We start from the raw sequence: 17,547 nt of genomic DNA, 5'->3' as shown, positions 1-17,547 counted from the left end.
CTGCACATGCGGCAGGGCCGCATGCGCGGCGGCGCACACCGGCGCCGGCCAGGTGGCGCTGCGCTATCATGGCTCGCTCTGCAGCGGTCCGCCCCCCTGTGGCCGCTGTCAAGCCTGCCCACCCTGCCTTGCCCCGGCCCCCGGCCCCGGAGCCCGCCATGCGCTTGCGTTTCCTTGAAGACCAGGAAGTCACCCTGTTTGCGGCCATCCCGGTCGGCATCGTGGCAGCGATTGCGACCACGCTGTTCAAGGAGGCGCTGGACGGTGCCGGCGTGGTGCTGTTTTCGACCCATGCCGATGTGGTGGTCGTCTTTGCGGCCCTGGCACTGGGCTGGCGCGTGGTGGTACCGGCAGTGGGCGGCGCGCTCGCCGGCGCGCTGCTGGTCCTGTCCAACCGGCTGGCCAAGGGCCACAGCGGCGCGACCGACTATATGGAAGCGGTGGCAAATGGCAGCGGCCGGCTGCCGGTGCGGATCACGCTGCTGCGGGCGATGTCGTCATTCTTCTCCATCGTCAGCGGCAGCTCGGTGGGCAAGGAGGGCGCGATGATCCAGCTGGCCGCGCTGTGCGGGTCGCTGTTTCCGACCACCCGGCTGGAGCGCGGCGGCGGCTCGAACATGCGCCGGATGCTGACCGCCTGCGCCGCCGCGGCGGGCCTGGCGACGGTCTATCACACCCCGTTCTCCGCCGCCGTCTTCGTTGCCGAAGTGGTGTTCGGCGCACCGGCCGTCCAGCGGCTGATGCCCCTGTTCCTTGCGTCGGTGGCCGGCGCCATGGTCAGCCAGTGGCACGGCGGATTGCAGCCACTGTATCCGGGGCTGGATATCGCGCCCGACCTGCGACCGCACATCCTGCTGGCGGCAGCCGGGCTCGGCGTGGCGGCTGGCATAGTCGGGGCGCTGTTCATGCGCGCGTCTGGCTTCGCCCGCAGCCGCTTCGCCGCGATGCCGGGCGGGCCGGTGGCGCGGCTGGCGCTGGGCGGCGCGCTGGTCGGCGCGCTGGCGATGGCCGTGCCGGAGGTGGTGGGCAACGGCTACCACACCATCCAGACCATCCTGCAGGAACAGCCGCTGAGCGTGCCGGTGGCCGGTGTGCTGCTGGCCAAGCTGGTGGCCACGGTGATCAGCATGGGCTCGGGCGCGGTCGGCGGGGTCTTCACCCCGTCGCTGTTCGTCGGCGCGGCGCTGGGGCAACTGCTGGCGCTGGCCATGCATGGCGTCGCCGACAGCGCCACGCCGCTGCTGCCGCTGGTCGGCATGAGCGCTTTCCTGGCGGCAACCAGCCAGGCGCCGCTGATGTCGGTGCTGATGGTGTTCGAGATGACGCTGGCGCCGGCGCTGCTGCTGCCGTCGATGATCGGCGCGGTGGCGGCGTACTACACGGCCTCGCGCTGCCAGACGCTGTCGCTGTACAGCGTGATCGCCGAGCGCGCGCAGGCGTCGGCCGCGGCCGAGCAAGCGCGCACCATGACGCTGGCGGGGCTGTGCGACCCGACCGCCACCGTGCTCGACCCCGACGCCAGCCTGGCCGAGGCCGCCGACAAGTTCGCCGAGACCGGTACCCGCTATCTCTACCTGGTGCAGTTCGACGGGCGCCTGCTGGGCGCGCTGTCGATCCACGCCGTGCAACGCGCCCAGCGCGAAGGCTCGCAGCAAGGCGTGCTGGAGCTGGCCGAGCGCGACTTCCCGGCGCTGACGCCCGATTCGCGCCTGCGCGATGCGCTCGAGGTGTTCGCCGAACACGGCATCAACCGGATCCCGCTGGTGCGGAACACGGTCGACCGTGAGCTGATCGGCACAGTGTCGAAGCAACGTGTGCTGCAAGAAGCATCCTGCCTGTTCTGAATGCTGTCTTGTCTGGCCGCCCCGGTGAAGCGCCAAGCGAGTAAAATGGCAGGTTGCGCCCGCTCCGGGCCATTCCCACCCACGCTTCGCCTCACTTGACGGAGTTTCCCCCATGCCAGCAGGTCGTGATACGCGCCGCGAGGCGCCGGAAAGTACCAGGTTCTTGCGCGGGCGGTTGCCGAGGCTGGCGTGCGCAACGGTAACAGTAACGGCAACGGCCCTGCTGCTCGGCGTGGCCGCCGCCTCCGCCCAGCCGGTGCGGGTGATCCCGCAGGACGCGCAGGCAGCCAGGCTGGTGCTCGCCGCCCCGTCGGCCAGCGCGCCGCAGACCGCCACGCTGGACGGCAAGACCGTGGGTGTGGCACCGGGCCTGCGCCTGTTCGGTACCGACAACCAGCTGCTGGCCACCACCGCGGTGGCAGGCCAGAAGCTGCCGGTGCGGTACAAGCTCGACCTCTACGGCCAGTTGCTGACCGCCTGGGTGTTGAGCGAGCCGGAGCAGAAGGCGCTGAAACAGAAATCGTAGTCCCCCGAAAGAGCGCGGCGTGCCCCACGCGACCGCGCGTTGTTGCAACACCCTGATGCCCCCAGGTCAACCACTGAGATCGGCATATGAAGAAAGTTTTCGTCAAGACGTACGGCTGCCAGATGAACGAGTATGACTCGGACAAGATGGTCGACGTCCTCAACGCCAGCCAGGGGCTGGAACCCACTGACAACGTCGAAGACGCCGACGTGATCCTGTTCAACACCTGCTCGGTGCGCGAGAAGGCGCAGGAGAAGGTGTTCTCCGAACTGGGCCGGATGAAGGCGCTCAAGGCGGTCAAGCCCGACCTGGTGATCGGCGTGGGCGGCTGCGTGGCCAGCCAGGAAGGCGCCAGCATCGTCTCGCGCGCGCCGTATGTCGACGTGGTGTTCGGCCCGCAGACGCTGCACCGCCTGCCCGACCTGATCGCGCGGCGCCAGCGCACCGGCCAGTCGCAGGTGGACATCTCCTTCCCCGAGATCGAGAAGTTCGACCACCTGCCGCCCGCGCGCGTGGAAGGCCCTAGCGCCTTCGTCTCGATCATGGAAGGCTGCTCCAAGTACTGCAGCTACTGCGTGGTGCCCTATACCCGTGGCGAGGAAGTGTCGCGCCCGTTCGAGGACGTGCTGGCCGAAGTGGCCGGCCTGGCCGATCAAGGCGTGCGCGAAGTCACGCTGCTGGGCCAGAACGTCAACGCCTATCGCGGCAAGATGGGCGACACCACCGAGATCGCCGACTTTGCGCTGCTGATCGAGTACGTGGCCGAGATCCCCGGCATCGAGCGCATCCGCTACACCACCAGCCACCCGAAGGAATTCACCTCGCGGCTGGTCGAACTCTACGGCCGCTGCGACAAGTTGGTGAATCATTTGCACCTGCCCGTGCAGCATGCTTCGGACCGCATCCTGATGGCGATGAAGCGCGGCTACAGCGTGCTGGAATACAAGAGCATCATCCGCAAGCTGCGCGCGCTGCGCCCGCAGATGTCGATGTCGTCGGACTTCATCGTCGGCTTCCCCGGCGAAACCGATGCCGACTTCGAGAAGCTGATGGCGATGATCGAGGAGATCGGCTACGACACCTCGTTCTCGTTCATTTTCAGCCCGCGTCCGGGCACGCCCGCCGCCAACCTGCACGACGACACCCCGCACGAGGTCAAGCTGCGCCGGCTGCAGCGCCTGCAGGCCACCATCGAGGAAAACGTGCAGCGCATCAGCCAGAACATGGTCGGCACGGTGCAGCGCATCCTGGTCGAAGGCCCGGCGCGCAAGGACCCGACCGAGCTGCATGGCCGCACCGAGAACAACCGCGTGGTCAACTTCGCGCTGCCCGGCGTGCCCCAGGCGGGGCGCGACCGGCTGGTCGGCCAGATGGTCGATGTCAGCATCACGCAGGCATTCCCGCACTCGCTGCGCGGCGAGATCGTGGTGCGCCAGTAATCGAGCCTCCGGCAAAAGATGAAGATCCCTTCGGCAGAATTCGTCGCCCCCAAGGACGACAACACCCGCCTGCAGAACCTGTGCGGGCCGCTCGACGAAAACCTGCGCCAGATCGAGCAGGCGCTGGACGTGACCATCCAGCGGCGCGGCCATCGCATGACGGTGCGCGGCAACCATGCGCAGGACGCCGCGCTGGCACTGGAGCGTTTCTATAACCACGCGCGCACGCCGCTGTCGATCGACGACGTGCAGCTCGGCCTCGTGGAGACGCGCCAGCTCAGCGCGCATGGCAGCTACCTGCCCGGCAACGACGCCGACAAGGGCAACAACGACGAGCGCGAGTTCGAAGATGAATCGCCAGTGCTGCACACCCGCCGCACCGGCCTGCAGGGCCGCACCGTGGCGCAGCGCGAGTACCTGCGCAACATCCTGTCGCACGACCTGACCATGGGCATCGGCCCGGCCGGCACCGGCAAGACCTACCTGGCGGTGGCGTGCGCGGTCGACGCGCTGGAGCGCGACGCGGTCAAGCGCATCGTGCTGACGCGCCCGGCGGTGGAAGCCGGCGAGCGCCTGGGCTTCCTGCCCGGCGACCTGGCGCAGAAGGTCGATCCTTACCTGCGCCCGCTGTATGACGCGCTGTACGACCTGCTCGGCTTCGACCGCACGCAGAAGATGTTCGAGCGCCAGATGATCGAGATCGCACCGCTGGCCTATATGCGCGGGCGCACGCTGAACCACGCCTTCATCATCCTCGACGAGGCGCAGAACACCACGCCCGAGCAGATGAAGATGTTCCTGACCCGGATCGGCTTCGGCTCCAAGGCGGTGATCACCGGCGACATCACCCAGATCGACCTGCCCAAGGGACAGAAGAGCGGCGTGGTGGAAGCGCTGCATGTGCTGCGCGACGTGCGCGGCATCGCCTGCACCCGCTTTACCAGCATCGACGTGGTGCGCCACCCGCTGGTGGCCCGCATCGTCGATGCCTATGACGAATACCACGCCCAGCACAAGGACGCGTAATTGAAATCCCCGAAAAACCAGAAATCCAAGGCCCCCGGCGTCAGCCTGACCCTGTTCGATGGCGATGGCCGCGCGCGCAAGAGCGCCGCGCACGCGCTGCGCGTGCAGCTGCCCGACGGCCGCAGCCTGACGCTGGACCTGTCGCAGGCCGCCGACGGCGTGGTCGCGCTGCTGGCCGAGCATACCGACACCAACCAGCAGGCCGGCCTGCTGGTGCGCCCGGACAACCATGACTCTCTGTCCGTGGCCGTGACCGCCACGCCGGTCGTGACCACCACCGGCACCCCGGCCACGCCGCCGGCGCTGGAACTGGAGATCCAGCAAGGGAACGGCATCGGCAAGCAGGACGGCCTGCCGCCGCGCCGGAAGATCGAAACCTGGGTCAAGTCGGCACTGTATGCCGATGCCGCGCTGACGATCCGCTTCGTCGGCGAGGAAGAAGGCCGCCTGCTGAACCGCACCTATCGCGGCAAGGACTACGCCACCAACGTGCTGACCTTTGCCTATGCCGAGAACGAGGACGACCCCGTGACCGGCGATATCGTGCTGTGCTGCCCGGTGGTCGAAGCCGAGGCGCGCGAGCAGCGCAAGCCACTGGAAGCGCACTATGCGCACCTGGTGGTGCACGGCGTGCTGCATGCGCAGGGCTACGAGCACGAGGAAGACGCCGAAGCCGAGGAAATGGAGGCGATCGAGACCGAGACCCTGCAGGCGCTGGGCTACGCGGACCCCTATCTCGCCGAGCGCACCGGCACCGCGTGATTGACGGCGCACCGGCGGCGCGACGCGAAGGCCGCCGGCATCACATCCGGCAGCCGCTGCCCGGCGGCTGTCACGGGATCGACAGCCTTTTGGTGTATCCTTCAGTCGATCTCCACCACGCGCTCGCCGCGAAATGAACGACCCCTATCCCAGTTCGAAGCCCGCCTACCTGAAGCAGGTCGATCGCCCCAGATCGCTTCTCGAACGCCTGTCAGACCTGATCTCCCCCGAGCCGGACACCCGCGCAGAACTGCTCGAAGTGCTCCAGGAAGCGCATGAGCGCAACCTGATCGACGCCGATTCGCTGTCGATGATCGAGGGCGTGTTCCAGGTCTCCGAACTGACCGCCGGCGACATCATGGTGCCGCGCGCGCAGATGGATATGGTCAATATCGCCGACGCGCCGGAGACCTTCATCCCGTTCATGCAGCAGACCGCGCATTCGCGCTTCCCGGTCTGTGAAGGCAGCCGAGACAACATCATCGGCATCCTGCTGGCCAAGGACCTGCTGCGCTACTACACCGATCCCGCCTTCGACCTGCGCGAAACGCTGCGCCCGGCGGTGTTCATCCCCGAATCCAAGCGCCTGAACATCCTGCTGCGCGAGTTCCGCATCAACCGCAACCATATCGCCATCGTCGTCGACGAATACGGCGGCGTGGCCGGGCTGGTGACGATCGAGGACGTGCTCGAGCAGATCGTCGGCGATATCGAGGATGAGTTCGACCTGGACGAAGACCAGGACAATATCCTGCCGATGCCCGACGGCAGCTGGCGCGTGCATGGCCTGACCGAGATCTCCCAGTTCAACGAGGCCTTCGGCACCGGCTTTTCCGACCACGATGTCGACACCGTGGGCGGACTGCTGTCCAACCACGTGGGCCACGTGCCCCACCGCGGCGAGGTCATCACCTTGCCGCCGATCCGCTTCGAAGTGCTGCGCGCCGACGCGCGGCAGGTGCACCTGCTGCAGGTCCGCCGCGAATCCCTGGCTGACAGCGCGAGCGCTGCCGGCGCATGAAGCGTCCCGCCCCGATCCCCAACGGCGCCGCTGCTGCCGACGCCGGTGCTGGCAGCGTGCCCGGCGCGCGTTCGCGCGCCGCCGCCATGGCGCGGCTGCTGCTGGCCGGCGTGCTCGGCATTGCCCATACCCAGGCCTTCGCCCCGCATGACTGGTGGTGGCTGCAGATCCTGTCGCTGGCCGGCCTGGCCGCGCTGATGGCCGACGCGCCGCGCGCGCGCATCGCCGCGGCCACCGGCTATGCCTTCGGCCTGGGTTGGTTCCTGTCCGGCATCTGGTGGCTCTATATCAGCATGCACGTCTACGGCGAGATGCCGGCGTGGATGGCAGCGCTGGCGGTAGTGCTGTTCTCGGGCTACCTGGCGCTGTGGCCGGCGCTGGCGGGCGCGCTGTGGCACCGGCTGACGGCACGGCTGCGCGCCGGCACATGGGCCGCGGCGCTGCTCGCGCCGCTGGCGTTCGGTGCCGCGTGGGGGCTGTCGGAGTGGCTGCGCGGTGTCGTTTTCACCGGTTTCCCATGGCTGTCTGGGGGCTATGCCCATACCGACGGCCCGCTTGCCGGCTTTGCGCCGCTGGCCGGCGTCTATGGCATCGGCGCGCTGGCGGCCGCCGTCGCGGCCTTGCTGGCCGGGGCCGTGCGCGGGCTGGGGCAAGATGCGCGCACGCGTGCCGTTGTATCGCTGGCGCTGGCACTGCTGCTGCCGGCTCTTGGCGCCGCGCTGTCGCCGCTGGCCTGGACCACGCCGGCCGGCAAGCCGCTGACGGTGCGCCTGCTGCAGGGCAACGTGCCGCAGGACATCAAGTTCGAGGCCGCCGGCATCCAGCGCTCGATCGCGCTCTACCGTGACATGATCACCGCCGCGCCCGCCGACCTGGTGGTGACGCCCGAAACCGCCTTCCCGGTGATCCTGCAGGACCTGCCGGTCGACGTCGCCGTGGCGGTGCGCGACTACGCGCTGCAGAGTGGCACCACGGTGCTGTTCGGCGCGGCCGGCGCCGATTCGCCGGTCGATTTCACCAACAGCGTGTTCGGGCTGGGGCCGCTGACCGAGCGCCTATACCGCTACAACAAGCACCACCTGGTGCCGTTTGGCGAATTTATCCCGCTGGGCTTCCGCTGGTTCGTCGACATGATGAAGATGCCGCTGGGCGATTTCCGCCGCGGCGGGCTCGACCAGCCTTCGCTGCCGGTGCGCGGCGTGCGCGTGGCGCCCAATATCTGCTACGAGGATCTGTTCGGCGAGGAGATAGCGCAGACGCTGCGCCAGCAGCCCGCGCCCGCCAATGTGCTGGCCAACCTGACCAACCTGGCCTGGTTCGGCGACACCATCGCGCTGGACCAGCACCTGCAGATCTCGCGGATGCGCGCGCTGGAAACGCGCCGCCCGATGCTGCGCTCGACCAATACCGGCATGACCGCGGTGGTGCGCCCGGACGGCACCGTGCAGGCGCGCCTGCCCACCTTCACGGTCGGCACGCTGGTGGCCGAGGTGCAGGGCATGCAGGGGCTGACCCCGTATATCCGCTGGGGGAATGCGCCGGTGCTGGCGCTGTTTGCGCTGGTGCTGGGCGCGGCCGCCTGGCGCTCGCGGCGCGCGGGCTGAAGCCCCCATTTGGCGGGGCGCGGCGGACGCGCCGGGTCTCCCGCCGCGTTCGCCCGAGCCGCGGCGTCCATGGCGCGTCAGGCGCGCGCCGGCTGCGTCAGTTCAGCAGCCCGGTCGCCACCGACACGGCGGCCGCGGCAATCATGACCGCGATTGCGACCAGGTAAGGTTTGCGAGAAAGGAGCGTCATGATCCCAAAGTCCCCATCGTTAATCGTCTACCGGCAGGACGGCCAGGCCTGCCAACCGCAACTCTCGAGCGGGTTGCTTACTGATACTGTATACAAAAACGGTATCGGCCAGCGGTCCCGCAACTTGAAAACGGGGTCGGTATTTTCCCCATGCGTTGCGAAAGACCGACATCCGCTGGCACCTCCACGCACCAGCCCACACCCCGCCAATCGGGGCGGGCGGCCAAAAAGCCGATAGAATTCAGGGTTTGGCAAAATCCGTAAGCGGCGGCCCCGGCACGGGCTGCGCCGCCAGCATGCCGGGCGGCGCAACTTCGCCCCCAGCCGACCGATCAGCCACTACCTAGTCTTCATATGCTGACCTTCCAACAAATGATTCTGACCCTGCAGGCCTACTGGGACCGGCAGGGTTGCGCGCTGTTGCAACCCATCGATCTGGAGGTCGGCGCCGGCACTTCCCACGTGCATACCTTCCTGCGCGCGATCGGCCCCGAGCCGTGGCGCGCCGCCTATGTGCAGCCGTCGCGGCGCCCGAAGGACGGCCGCTATGGCGAGAACCCCAACCGCCTGCAGCACTATTACCAGTATCAGGTCGTGCTCAAGCCCGCGCCGGAGAACATCCTCGATCTGTACCTGGGCTCGCTGGAGGCACTTGGCCTGGACCTGAAGCAGAACGACATCCGCTTTGTCGAGGACGACTGGGAGAACCCGACGCTGGGCGCGTGGGGCCTCGGCTGGGAAGTCTGGCTCAACGGCATGGAAGTGACCCAGTTCACCTATTTCCAGCAAGTCGGCGGCATCGACTGCAAGCCGATCACGGGCGAGATCACCTACGGTATCGAACGCCTGGCGATGTACCTGCAGAAGGTCGAGAACGTCTACGACCTGGTCTGGACCGAATGGGTAGAGAACGGCGACACGCGCCGCCTGACCTACGGCGACGTGTACCACCAGAACGAGGTCGAGCAGTCGACCTACAACTTCGAGCACAGCAACACCGAGATCCTGTTCCGCCATTTCGCCGAGCACGAGGGCGAGGCCAAGCGGCTGATGGGCAATGCCGAGGGCGCCGACGGCACCGGGGGGGGCCAGGCCACCGGCACGCGCCTGGCGCTGCCCGCTTATGAACAGGTACTGAAGGCCGCCCACACGTTCAACCTGCTGGACGCCCGCGGCGCCATCTCGGTGACCGAGCGCGCCGCCTATATCGGCCGCATCCGCCACCTGTCGCGCCAGGTGGCGCAGGCCTACTATGATTCGCGCGAGGCCCTCGGCTTCCCGATGTGCGGCAACGGCGGAGCCCGGGCATGACGCAACTGGCGCGCAGCGCGCTGTGCTGCGCCTTGGCCATCGCCACGCTGTCTGCCGCCGGCAATGCCGCCGCCGCGCGCGCCGTGGCCGCCCCCGCGCCGCAGGCGCTGCTGCTGCCGGCCGAACTGAGCAATGTGTGCGAAGCCGACCCGCAGGCGCTGCAACTGGCCATGTCGCGCCACTGGCGCCCTTCGCTGAACGCGCTCGACCAGTGGACGCAACTGGTGCGCTCGTTCGCCTGCGACCTGTCGGGCCAGCGCGACCTGGGCTGGCACCGCGTGCCGCTGCGCGCCTATGAAAGCGCGATCCGCTACCCGCTGACCTGGGTGGAGGTGGAAACCACCAACGGCCGCACCCGGCGCAAGACCAAGACCTATTACTCGGCGGCACAGCTGCCACCGAAGATCGATTTCTGGGTGGGCGGGCGCATCGACGAGATCCGCTACGACAAGCGCCTGCGCCGCATCGACGCGCGCTTCCCCGCAGCGGGCAGCCGCGGCGGCAGCAACGGCGCGGCCAGCGCCGCGGCGGCCGCGCAATGCGCCTTCACCACGCTGCAATTCCGGCAACAGAACGGCCTGTGGCTGCTGTCCGGAGTGGAACCTAATCATTCGCCGCGCTGCTGACAGCAGCGCGCGCCACAACCTGTTGGATACGATTCATGTCGCAACCCATGACCGACTCGCTGCTGATCGAACTGTTCACCGAAGAGCTGCCTCCCAAGGCGCTGGCGCGTCTGGGCGACGCCTTCGCGCAGGGCCTGTTCGCCGGCCTGGGCGAGCGCGACCTGCTTGAGCCGGGCGCCACCGTGACGCCGTTCGCCACGCCCCGCCGGCTGGCCGCGCTGGTGTCGGGCGTGCGCCGCAGCGCGCCCGACCGCGAGCAGCGCGAGAAGGTCCTGCCGCTGTCGGTAGCGCTGGGCGCCAACGGCGAGCCCACGCCGCCGCTGGCCAAGAAGCTGGCCGCGCTGGCCAAGTCGGTCGGCGTCGCCGAGATCGACTGGCAGTCGCTGGAGCGCGCCTCGGACGGCAAGGCCGAGGCCTTCTTCTATCGCTACACCGCCCGCGGCGCCGAGCTGGCCGCGGGTCTGCAGGCAGCGCTGGAAGACACCATCGCCAGGCTGCCCATCCCCAAGGTGATGAGCTACCAGCGCCCGGACGGCGGCACCGTGCACTTCGTGCGCCCGGCGCACAGCCTGATCGCGCTGTTCGGCAGCGAGATCCTGCCGGTGTCGGTGCTGGGCCTGCAGGCCAGCAACGTGACGCGGGGCCACCGCTTCCTGTCGCATGGCGCGATCGAGATCGCGCATGCCAACGACTACGCGAAGCAGCTTGAATCGGCCGGCCGCGTGCTGGCCAGCTATGCCGAGCGCCGCGAGCGCATGCGCGCCGCGCTGCTGGCCGAGGCCGGCGCCGACCAGGTGATCATCCCCGAGTCGCTGCTCGATGAAGTCAACTCGCTGGTGGAATGGCCGGTGGTCTATGCCTGCCACTTCGAGGAAGCCTTCCTGGCGGTGCCGCAGGAATGCCTGATCCTGACCATGCAGACCAACCAGAAGTACTTTGCGCTGACCGATGCCCAGGGCCACCTGCGCAACCGCTTCCTGATCGTGTCGAACCTGGCCACCGAGACGCCGCAGTCGATCATCACCGGCAACGAGCGCGTGGTGCGTCCGCGCCTGGCCGATGCCAAGTTCTTCTTCGACCAGGACCGCAAGAAGACGCTGGCCTCGCGCGTGCCGCAGCTGGCCGGCGTGGTCTACCACAACAAGATCGGCACGCAACTGGACCGCGTGCAGCGCCTGCAGCAGATCGCCGGCCATGTCGCCGATGCGCTCAACGCCGCCGGCGTGGCCACCGACAAGGCCGCCGCGATGCGCGGCGCCGAGCTCGCCAAGGCCGACTTGCTGACCGACATGGTGGGCGAGTTCCCCGAGCTGCAGGGCACCATGGGCACGTACTACGCCCGCCACGACGACGAGGCCGAGGAAGTGGCGCTGGCCTGCTCCGAGCACTATCGTCCGCGCTTCGCCGGCGACGCGCTGCCCGAAGGCTCGGTCAGCACCGCGGTAGCGCTGGCCGACAAGCTGGAGACGCTGGTCGGCATCTGGGGCATCGGCCTGCAGCCGACCGGCGAGAAAGATCCGTTCGCGCTGCGCCGCCATGCGCTGGGCATCCTGCGCATGCTGATCGAGAAGCCGCTGGCGCTGTCGGTGACCGGGCTGCTGGCGCTGACGCAGCAGACGTTCGAAGGCATTGCCGCGGTCAAGCCGGCGCCGGATGCCATCGCCGACTTCCTGTACGACCGCGTGCGCGGCTACCTGAAGGAAAAAGGCTACACCACCAACGAGGTCGAGGCCGTGGTCAGCCTGCGCCCGGACCAGCTGCATGACGTGCTGGGCCGCATGGAAGCGGTGCGCACCTTCGCCGCGCTGCCCGAGGCCGAGGCCCTGGCCGCCGCCAACAAGCGCATCACCAATATCCTGCGCAAGAACACCGAGCCGGTCGGCGCGGTGAACCCGGCGCTGTTCCAGGAAGAGGCCGAAGGCGCGTTGCACGCGGCCATCGAGAAGGTGCGCCCGGCCGCCGAAGCCGCCTTCGCCAGCGGCGATTTCACCGTCGCGCTGCGCGACCTGGCCCAGCTGCGCGATGCGGTCGACCGCTTCTTCAACGACGTGATGGTGATGGCCGAGGACGCGCAGCTGCGCGCCAACCGCCTGGCGCTGCTGGCCTCGCTGCATGCGCTGGCCAACCGCGTGGCCGACATCTCCAAGCTGGCCGCCTGAGCGCCGCCAGTACGCGATACCGGAGCCGCACATGCCGCAGACGCCGCCCAAGTTTGTCATCCTGGACCGCGACGGGGTGGTCAACCTCGACAGCGACCAGTTCATCAAGTCGCCCGACGAGTGGGTTCCCATCGACGGCAGCCTGGAAGCCATCGCCGCGCTGAACCAGGCCGGCTATCGCGTGGTGATCGCCAGCAACCAGTCCGGCATCGGCCGCGGCCTGTTCGAGATGAGCACGCTCAACGCCATGCACGAGAAGATGTACGCGGCGTTGGCACGCCTGGGCGGACGCATCGAGGCCGTGTTTTTCTGCCCGCATACCGCCGCGGACGGCTGCGACTGCCGCAAGCCCAAGTCCGGCATGCTCGAGCAGATCAGCGAGCGCTTCGGCATCGAGCTCAGGGGCGTGCCGATCGTGGGCGATTCGCTGCGCGACCTGGAGGCCGGTGTCGCGGTCGGCTGCGCGCCGCACCTGGTGCGCAGCGGCAAGGGCATGAAGACCCTCGACCAAGGCGGCCTGCCGCCCGGCACGCAGGTGCATGACGACCTGCGCGCCTTTGCGAGCTGGCTGACCGGCAACCATGGCGGCAACGACGGCGCCACCCGCGAGTCCGCACAATAAGCCATTGCCGAGGCTGGCACCGACCCTCTTTTTTTGCGCCCCCACGCATGACGTTTCTCCGTTCCCTGTTGTTTGCGCTGTACCTGCTGGTGCTGACGCCTCCCTACGCCTGCGCCTGCTTCCTCGTCTTTCCGTTCATGAACGCCGACCAGCGTTTCCGCTTCGTGCGCGGCTGGCCGTGGCTGGTGATCTGGGCCGCGCGCGGCATCTGCGGCATCCAGTACCGCATCGAAGGCCATGAACACATGGATGGCATGCTCGACAAGCCGGTGGTGCTGCTGTCCAAGCACCAGTCGGCATGGGAGACGGTGGCCTACGTGGCGCTGATGCCCAGGCCGCTGTGCTTCGTCTTCAAGCGCGAGCTGCTGCTGGTGCCTTTCTTCGGCTGGGCGCTGGGCATGCTGAAGATGGTCCATATCAACCGCAAGGAAGGCACCCGCGCCTTCGCCTCGGCCGTGCGCCAGGGCCGCGAGCGGCTGGCCGAAGGCGCCTGGATCATCATGTTCCCGGAAGGCACGCGCACGCCGTCGGGCCTGGAAAAGCCGCGCTACAAGAGCGGCGGCGCGCGCCTGGCGGTCGAGACCGGTGCCTGGGTGCTGCCGATGGCGGTCAATTCCGGCCGGGTGTGGCCGCGCAACAAGTTCCTCAAGTACCCGGGCATGGTGACGATCTCGGTCGGCCCGCCGATCGCCTCGGCCAACAAGACCGCCGACCAGCTCAACCAGGAAGTGGCCGACTGGATCGAGCGCGACATGCGCCGCATCGACGCGGACAGCTACCGCAGCGAAGTACGGGTAGAGCCGGCCGCATGAAGCTGCTGCGCCCCGCCTCCGACGTCGACGGCGCGCAGCTGGAACTGCCGCTGGCAGAGGCCGCTCCCGGTGTCCATGTACCGGCGGCGCCGCTGGCGCCGGTGCCGCCGGCGTGGCCGGTTCCGCAGCCCAATGGCCGGCTGCTGCATGTGGGCGAGCGCGCGCTGCACTATACGCTCAAGCGCTCGTCGCGCCGCACCATCGGCTTCACCATCGACGACCGCGGCCTGTCGATCACCGCGCCGCGCTGGGTCACGCTGGCCGACATCGAATCGGCCATCCTGGAGAAGCAGCGCTGGATCTTCAACAAGCTCGGCGAATGGCGCCACCGCGAGGCACGCCGCGTGCTGCCCACGGTGCAGTGGCGCGACGGCGCCAGCCTCCCCTTCCTGGGCCAGCCGCTGACGCTTTCGCTGGAGTCGCCGATCGGCGCGCTGCTGTTCGACGCGGACCGCCGCGTGCTGCACCTGGCGCTGCCTGCGCACGCCGACGAGCAGCAGATCAAGGACCGCGTGCAAGGCTGGCTGCAGCAACAGGCGCGCCGGCTGCTGCCGGAGCGGCTCGATGTCTATGCCGGCAAGCTGGGCGTGCGCCATACCGGCTTTGCGCTGACTTCGGCAGCCACGCGCTGGGGCAGCTGCACCGCCGACGGCAAGATCCGGCTGAACTGGCGCCTGATGCATTTTCCGCTGTCGATGATCGACTACGTCGCGGCGCACGAACTCGCCCACCTGAAGGAAATGAACCACGGGCCGCGCTTCTGGCAGACCGTGGAATCGATCTTCCCGGAATTCCGCGACGCCCGTGCGCAGCTGCGCGCGCATCCGCCCGAGCTGCTGCCGAGCTTTTAAGCCACGGCCAAGCAGCCGGTGCGTTTCGGCCAAACGCACTAAAATGGCGCCTTCCAATACCTAAAACAGTTGAAGGCCCTCACATGCGACTCCTCCACACCATGCTGCGCGTCGGCGACATGCAGCGCTCCATCGATTTCTATACCCGCATTCTCGGCATGCAGCTGCTGCGCGAGAGCGACAATCCCGAGTACAAGTACCGCCTGGCCTTCGTCGGCTACGGCCCCGAAAGCGAAACCGCGGTGCTGGAGCTGACCTACAACTATGGCGTCGACCAGTATGACCTGGGCACGGCCTATGGCCATATCGCGCTGGAGACCGACAACGCCGCGGCGGCGTGCGAGCGCATCCGTGCGGCCGGCGGCAAGGTCACCCGCGAAGCCGGCCCGGTCAAGGGCGGCACCACCGTAATCGCCTTCGTCGAAGATCCGGACGGCTACAAGATCGAGCTGATCGAGCGCCATTCCACCCGCGACGCCAGCCGCCCGTAACGCGTCCATCGACCGCGGCCGTGGACGCGCAAACCCTGAGCCGCCGGCCGCTGGACGGCATGGCGGTGGGACTGATGGTGCTGCTGTGCGCCGGCTGGGGCCTGCAACAGGTGGTGATCAAGGTGACCGCCCCGCTGATGGGCACGGTGCTGCAGGCGGGCGTGCGCTCGGCGGTGGCGGCGCTGCTGGTATTCGGCTTTGCCGCCTGGCGGGGCACGCCGATCTGGCGCCGCGACGGCACGCTCAACGCCGGGCTGCTGGCGGGGCTGCTGTTCGGCGCCGAGTTCTTCTGCATCTTTGTCGGGCTGGGCTACACCACGGCCTCGCGCATGGCGGTGTTCCTGTACACCGCGCCGATCTTCACCGCACTGGGGCTGCATTTCGTTGTCCCGGGCGAGCGGCTGCACACCGGCCAATGGCTCGGCGTGGCGCTGGCCTTCGTGGGCATGGCAATGGCGTTCGCCGATGGCATCGCAGCGCCGTCGGTCCATGGCAGCACGCTGCTGGGCGATGCGCTGGGCATCCTGGCCGGGGCGCTGTGGGCCGCCACCACCGTGGTGGTGCGTGCCAGCCCGCTGGCGAGCGCGCCGGCCAGCAAGACGCTGCTGTACCAGCTGGCGGTATCGGCGGTGCTGCTGCTGGCGATGGCGGTGGCCGCGGGCCAGACCGCGACCGCGCAGGTGGACGGCGTGGTGCTGGCGAGCCTGTTCTACCAGTCGGTGCTGATTGCGTTTGCCAGCTACCTGGCGTGGTTCTGGCTGCTGCGGCGCTACCTGGCGTCGCGGCTGTCGGTGTTTTCTTTCCTGACCCCGCTGTTCGGGGTGGCATTCGGCGTGCTGCTGATGCACGATGCGGTGGGGCCGCGCTTTGCGGTGGCGGCCGTGCTGGTGCTGGCAGGGATCGTGCTGGTCAATCGGCGCGCGTGAGGCGCACGTCAGGGTTCGGGTTAGAACCGTTGGCTTTGTTGGTGTGGCGCCTTGCTAGCCCACCCCTCACCCCGGGCCCTCTCCCCCTGAGGGGAGAGGGAGAACACCTTGCTTAGGCAAGCTCGGGCGGCCTGGGAGCACCCAAAACCGGTGGGCTCTTTTGGCCGCCCTCAAGATCAGCGGCGCGCCTCGAACGAGAACATTCCCAGCGCGTCGCGCACTTCCTCCAGCGTCTGCTGGGTCAGCTCGCGCGCCTTCTGCGTGCCCTGGCGCAGCACATCGAACACATAGTCCGGATTCTTGGCCAGCTCTTCGCGGCGGGCGCGGATCGGGGCCAGCATGTCCTGCAGGATGCCCTCGATGCGGCGCTTGAGCACCATGTCGCCCAGGCCGCCCTTGCGATAGTGCTCCTTCAGCGCCTCGACTTCCTCGGTGTTCGGGTCGAACGCGTCCAGGTACGTGAACACCACGTTGCCCTCGACCTGGCCTGGATCCGACACCTTCAGGTGGTTCGGGTCGGTGTACATGCTGTGCACCGCGGCCTTGATCTGCTCCGGCGACGCGCCCAGCGCGATCGCGTTGCCCATCGACTTGCTCATCTTGGCCTTGCCGTCGACGCCGGGCAGGCGGCCGAACTTGGGGATCAGCGCCTTGCACTCCGGCAGCACGTCACGGCCGACCTGGTGGTTGATGCGGCGCACGATCTCGTTGGTCTGCTCGATCAAAGGGGCCTGGTCTTCGCCCACCGGCACCACCTGGGCCTTGAAGGCGGTGATGTCCGCGGCCTGCGCGGCCGGGTAGCACAGGAAGCCGGCCGGGATATCGCGGCCGAAGCCGCGCGCCTGGATCTCTTCCTTGATGGTCGGGTTGCGCTCCAGCCGCGATACCGTGACGAAGTTCAGGTACATCAGCGTCAGCTCGGCCAGCGCCGGCAGGTGCGACTGCACGGTGATGGTGGTCTTGGCCGGGTCGATGCCGACCGCCAGGTAATCGAGCGCCACTTCCAGCACGTTGCGGCGCACCTTGTCGGGATCGTGCGCGTTGTCGGTCATGGCCTGGGTATCGGCCAGCAGCAGGTATTGCTCATGCGAATCCTGCAGCGCCACGCGGCTCTGCAGCGAGCCGACGAAGTGGCCGAGGTGCAGCGGGCCGGTGGGACGGTCGCCGGTCAGGATCACGGGACGCCGGTTGGTTTGGCTGGTTTGGGCTGTCATGGGACGGTCTTGCACGAAATAAGTCGCGGGGATTCGGGGATTCGGGGATTCGGGGATTCGGGGATTCGGGGATTCGGGGATTCGGGGATTCGGGGATTCGGGGATTCGGGATTTCGGGTTCGT

The 17,547-nt window shown here is 68.3% G+C and carries 16 protein-coding genes; 15 read left to right on the top strand and 1 reads right to left on the bottom strand.

The features are described 5' to 3' along the window. The first annotated feature begins 158 nt into the window (after nucleotides 1-158). The 15 genes from K309_RS0124205 to K309_RS0124130 all read left to right on the top strand — a co-directional run bounded on the left by K309_RS0124205 (nucleotide 159) and on the right by K309_RS0124130 (nucleotide 16,210). Nucleotides 159-1,844 carry a ClcB-like voltage-gated chloride channel protein gene (locus K309_RS0124205; RefSeq protein ID WP_029048810.1) on the top strand — a complete coding sequence of 562 codons (1,686 nt, stop codon included), beginning with the start codon at nucleotides 159-161 and terminating at the stop codon, nucleotides 1,842-1,844. A 112-nt stretch (nucleotides 1,845-1,956) separates the two neighbouring features. Next, nucleotides 1,957-2,370, top strand: coding sequence for a hypothetical protein (locus tag K309_RS0124200; protein WP_029048809.1), 414 nt, complete (start codon nucleotides 1,957-1,959; stop codon nucleotides 2,368-2,370). 86 nt (nucleotides 2,371-2,456) lie between these two features. Beyond that, nucleotides 2,457-3,809, top strand: a complete 1,353-nt coding sequence (gene miaB / locus K309_RS0124195; protein ID WP_029048808.1) for a tRNA (N6-isopentenyl adenosine(37)-C2)-methylthiotransferase MiaB — start codon at nucleotides 2,457-2,459, stop codon at nucleotides 3,807-3,809. 18 nt (nucleotides 3,810-3,827) lie between these two features. Next, complete coding sequence (locus K309_RS0124190) at nucleotides 3,828-4,835, top strand: PhoH family protein (RefSeq protein WP_029048807.1); 1,008 nt, start codon at nucleotides 3,828-3,830, stop codon at nucleotides 4,833-4,835. Then, nucleotides 4,836-5,597 carry an rRNA maturation RNase YbeY gene (gene ybeY / locus K309_RS0124185; RefSeq protein ID WP_029048806.1) on the top strand — a complete coding sequence of 254 codons (762 nt, stop codon included), beginning with the start codon at nucleotides 4,836-4,838 and terminating at the stop codon, nucleotides 5,595-5,597. 133 nt (nucleotides 5,598-5,730) lie between these two features. Then, a complete protein-coding gene (locus tag K309_RS0124180) occupies nucleotides 5,731-6,618 on the top strand; it encodes a CorC family transporter (protein ID WP_029048805.1) in 888 nt (295 codons plus the stop codon). Next, nucleotides 6,615-8,222, top strand: coding sequence for an apolipoprotein N-acyltransferase (gene lnt / locus K309_RS0124175; protein WP_029048804.1), 1,608 nt, complete (start codon nucleotides 6,615-6,617; stop codon nucleotides 8,220-8,222). Before K309_RS0124180 ends, lnt begins: the two co-directional genes overlap by 4 nt. 544 nt (nucleotides 8,223-8,766) lie before the next feature. Further along, entirely contained in the window at nucleotides 8,767-9,723 is a 957-nt protein-coding gene (gene glyQ, locus K309_RS0124165; protein ID WP_029048803.1) for a glycine--tRNA ligase subunit alpha, read from the top strand. After that, the gene (locus tag K309_RS0124160; RefSeq protein ID WP_029048802.1) at nucleotides 9,720-10,349 is read left to right on the top strand and encodes a hypothetical protein; all 630 of its coding nucleotides are present in this window, start codon (nucleotides 9,720-9,722) and stop codon (nucleotides 10,347-10,349) included. Before glyQ ends, K309_RS0124160 begins: the two co-directional genes overlap by 4 nt. A gap of 35 nt (nucleotides 10,350-10,384) precedes the next feature. Further along, nucleotides 10,385-12,508 (top strand): glycine--tRNA ligase subunit beta, encoded by a 2,124-nt coding sequence (gene glyS / locus K309_RS0124155; protein WP_029048801.1) that lies wholly within the window; start codon nucleotides 10,385-10,387, stop codon nucleotides 12,506-12,508. A gap of 31 nt (nucleotides 12,509-12,539) precedes the next feature. Continuing rightward, entirely contained in the window at nucleotides 12,540-13,130 is a 591-nt protein-coding gene (gene gmhB / locus K309_RS0124150; RefSeq protein WP_029048800.1) for a D-glycero-beta-D-manno-heptose 1,7-bisphosphate 7-phosphatase, read from the top strand. Between the two features lie 47 nt (nucleotides 13,131-13,177). After that, nucleotides 13,178-13,942 (top strand): lysophospholipid acyltransferase family protein, encoded by a 765-nt coding sequence (locus K309_RS0124145; RefSeq protein WP_029048799.1) that lies wholly within the window; start codon nucleotides 13,178-13,180, stop codon nucleotides 13,940-13,942. Then, nucleotides 13,939-14,793 (top strand): M48 family metallopeptidase, encoded by an 855-nt coding sequence (locus K309_RS0124140; RefSeq protein ID WP_029048798.1) that lies wholly within the window; start codon nucleotides 13,939-13,941, stop codon nucleotides 14,791-14,793. The genes K309_RS0124145 and K309_RS0124140 overlap by 4 nt, the downstream gene beginning before the upstream one ends. 83 nt (nucleotides 14,794-14,876) lie before the next feature. Further along, on the top strand, nucleotides 14,877-15,284 hold the full coding sequence (gene gloA / locus K309_RS0124135) for a lactoylglutathione lyase (RefSeq protein ID WP_029048797.1): 408 nt from the start codon (nucleotides 14,877-14,879) through the stop codon (nucleotides 15,282-15,284). 59 nt (nucleotides 15,285-15,343) lie between these two features. Beyond that, on the top strand, nucleotides 15,344-16,210 hold the full coding sequence (locus K309_RS0124130) for a DMT family transporter (RefSeq protein ID WP_051320584.1): 867 nt from the start codon (nucleotides 15,344-15,346) through the stop codon (nucleotides 16,208-16,210). 176 nt (nucleotides 16,211-16,386) lie between these two features. On the opposite strand, the gene trpS is transcribed toward K309_RS0124130, so the two are convergent. Further along, nucleotides 16,387-17,424, bottom strand: a complete 1,038-nt coding sequence (gene trpS / locus K309_RS0124125; RefSeq protein WP_029048795.1) for a tryptophan--tRNA ligase — start codon at nucleotides 17,422-17,424, stop codon at nucleotides 16,387-16,389. Between the last annotated feature and the right edge of the window lie 123 nt (nucleotides 17,425-17,547).

The organism is Cupriavidus phytohabitans, from assembly GCF_000426345.1.
Classification (GTDB): domain Bacteria; phylum Pseudomonadota; class Gammaproteobacteria; order Burkholderiales; family Burkholderiaceae; genus Cupriavidus.
Note: the sequence above shows the minus strand (reverse complement) of the source record. Positions and strands in the feature narration are given on the sequence as shown.

Excerpts from the sequence above, each read along its gene's own strand:
- K309_RS0124145 (WP_029048799.1), top strand. The coding sequence starts at position 13,178 with ATGACGTTTCTCCGTTCCCTGTTGTTTGCGCTGTACCTGCTGGTGCTG.
- K309_RS0124140 (WP_029048798.1), top strand. The coding sequence starts at position 13,939 with ATGAAGCTGCTGCGCCCCGCCTCCGACGTCGACGGCGCGCAGCTGGAA.
- miaB (WP_029048808.1), top strand. The coding sequence starts at position 2,457 with ATGAAGAAAGTTTTCGTCAAGACGTACGGCTGCCAGATGAACGAGTAT.
- gloA (WP_029048797.1), top strand. The coding sequence starts at position 14,877 with ATGCGACTCCTCCACACCATGCTGCGCGTCGGCGACATGCAGCGCTCC.
- trpS (WP_029048795.1), bottom strand. The coding sequence starts at position 17,424 with ATGACAGCCCAAACCAGCCAAACCAACCGGCGTCCCGTGATCCTGACC.
- gmhB (WP_029048800.1), top strand. The coding sequence starts at position 12,540 with ATGCCGCAGACGCCGCCCAAGTTTGTCATCCTGGACCGCGACGGGGTG.
- K309_RS0124200 (WP_029048809.1), top strand. The coding sequence starts at position 1,957 with ATGCCAGCAGGTCGTGATACGCGCCGCGAGGCGCCGGAAAGTACCAGG.
- K309_RS0124190 (WP_029048807.1), top strand. The coding sequence starts at position 3,828 with ATGAAGATCCCTTCGGCAGAATTCGTCGCCCCCAAGGACGACAACACC.
- glyS (WP_029048801.1), top strand. The coding sequence starts at position 10,385 with ATGTCGCAACCCATGACCGACTCGCTGCTGATCGAACTGTTCACCGAA.
- K309_RS0124160 (WP_029048802.1), top strand. The coding sequence starts at position 9,720 with ATGACGCAACTGGCGCGCAGCGCGCTGTGCTGCGCCTTGGCCATCGCC.
- K309_RS0124205 (WP_029048810.1), top strand. The coding sequence starts at position 159 with ATGCGCTTGCGTTTCCTTGAAGACCAGGAAGTCACCCTGTTTGCGGCC.
- K309_RS0124130 (WP_051320584.1), top strand. The coding sequence starts at position 15,344 with ATGGCGGTGGGACTGATGGTGCTGCTGTGCGCCGGCTGGGGCCTGCAA.
- lnt (WP_029048804.1), top strand. The coding sequence starts at position 6,615 with ATGAAGCGTCCCGCCCCGATCCCCAACGGCGCCGCTGCTGCCGACGCC.
- glyQ (WP_029048803.1), top strand. The coding sequence starts at position 8,767 with ATGCTGACCTTCCAACAAATGATTCTGACCCTGCAGGCCTACTGGGAC.
- K309_RS0124180 (WP_029048805.1), top strand. The coding sequence starts at position 5,731 with ATGAACGACCCCTATCCCAGTTCGAAGCCCGCCTACCTGAAGCAGGTC.